This is a genomic window from Mucilaginibacter sp. P4_G9, from assembly GCF_056400985.1.
Genome location: NZ_JBFUKF010000708.1, coordinates 1 through 1,565, shown reverse-complemented (window position 1 = coordinate 1,565; position 1,565 = coordinate 1). Strand labels below are relative to the sequence as shown.

The following is a 1,565-nucleotide window of genomic DNA, read 5'->3' as shown; positions in this document are numbered from 1 at the left end:
GTACAGTATCCAAACCTGTTGCAACCATAGCATTCCATTTGCTGTACGGGTTCATTTTTATAGTAACCGGATGGTGTAATTCTTTATCCAGGTACATAAACAACCCGCCGGGGGTAATATATCCCCGGGTTTCATCCAGGTAAATATTGCCAACAAAGGGTACGGTAGCTTTTACATCGTATGAAATTTTAACGGCGCCGGCAGTGTTATTATAAACGCGCCAGGTATTTTCTGAAGCTTTTATCCACTTTAGGTTTGCGCCTTTGCCATCGGCTACCTTAAAGTTTTGTACGGCGGCAGCAAAATCAATAAGCTGGTAGTAACCAGGTGTCCAGGCGCACATTTTAAAATCAAGCACTTTCCCCGGTGTTTTATTTGTTAGCTCAACATGATAAAGCTGATCAGCCGCCTTTTCCATTGAAACAACATATTGCATATTTACCGGTTGATGCTGTGCAAACGTGCTAACACTTAAAAACATGCCAATAATCAACAGGGATCTGTGTAGTATTTTCATTATGTAGGATGAGTTTCCCAAATATAGAAAAAGCCCTTATAGATTTTAACAGGAAACCTAACACAGACGGAGCTTTATTATAATACCAGGGAGGAGATAAACGGGATGTGTAATACACTTAAAGCACTGCATGTCAGCACAATTTAATATTTCATTAACCTTGCATTAAATACATCTTAACATCAGGTTTAAATAACTATTTTTGAAACCCAATGTTAAGAAGTCTATTTAGTTTTTGCCGTTTCTTTTTCTTTTGGATTCTATTATCCATACTAACCCGCATAGTATTTGAAATATATTTCCAGGACAAGCTAAGCAGCACCAGCTTTTACGAGATCTGGCAAACCTTTTTATATGGCATCCGCATGGATGCATCTGTGGCGGCGTATATTAGTGTAATCCCCCTGCTTGTTTTTAGCGCTAACTGGTTCAGTAAACATAACATCAAAACAAAATGGCTAAGGTTTTATGTTTACCTGTGCATTTTTATAATTTCGTTTGTTACGGTTGTAGACCTCAATATATTCCGGGAATGGGGTACCAAAGTAAATTTCAGGGCATTTGACGTTTTTTTTAACGCCCCATCCGAAGCTTTTGCGGCAGCCAGTTCGTCACCCATTTTTTTGAGCTTTATTATCATGGTGGCGGTATTCGTTACCGGCGTCTTCCTGTCAAAATATATCATCGACTTTGAATTTAAAAAGCCCAAAGCCCCTGTGATAGCTAAACCATTTATCATTATACTGCTTTTGGGTTTAAACCTGCTGATAATCCGCGGCGGATTACAACTGGCCCCAATAAGCCAGAGTAATGCCTATTTTTCTGCAAAGCCCATTCTCAACCAATGTGCCCTGAACACCCAATGGAACCTGATTCAAAATGTGGTGGAGAACGTACAGTCCCCGGGTAACCCCTACCTGTTTATGCCTGCGCAAAAAGCTTCGGCTTTGGTTGATAGCATGTATGCTGTAAAAAAAGACAGTACTATACATATCCTTACCACCAACCGGCCTAATATTGTGATCTTTCAGCTGGAAAGCTTTACAGC

2 protein-coding genes are annotated in these 1,565 nt (G+C 40.1%); one reads left to right on the top strand and one right to left on the bottom strand.

The window, feature by feature from the left end; translation table 11 throughout:
- On the bottom strand, positions 1-517 hold a 517-nt coding region (locus AC1DPZ_RS26930; protein ID WP_477409300.1), incomplete at its 3' end, for a M61 family metallopeptidase.
- A gap of 212 nt (positions 518-729) precedes the next feature.
- Here AC1DPZ_RS26930 and AC1DPZ_RS26925 point away from each other — a divergent pair.
- Positions 730-1,565, top strand: an 836-nt coding sequence (locus tag AC1DPZ_RS26925) for an LTA synthase family protein (RefSeq protein ID WP_477409298.1), incomplete at its 3' end; no start/stop codon positions are given.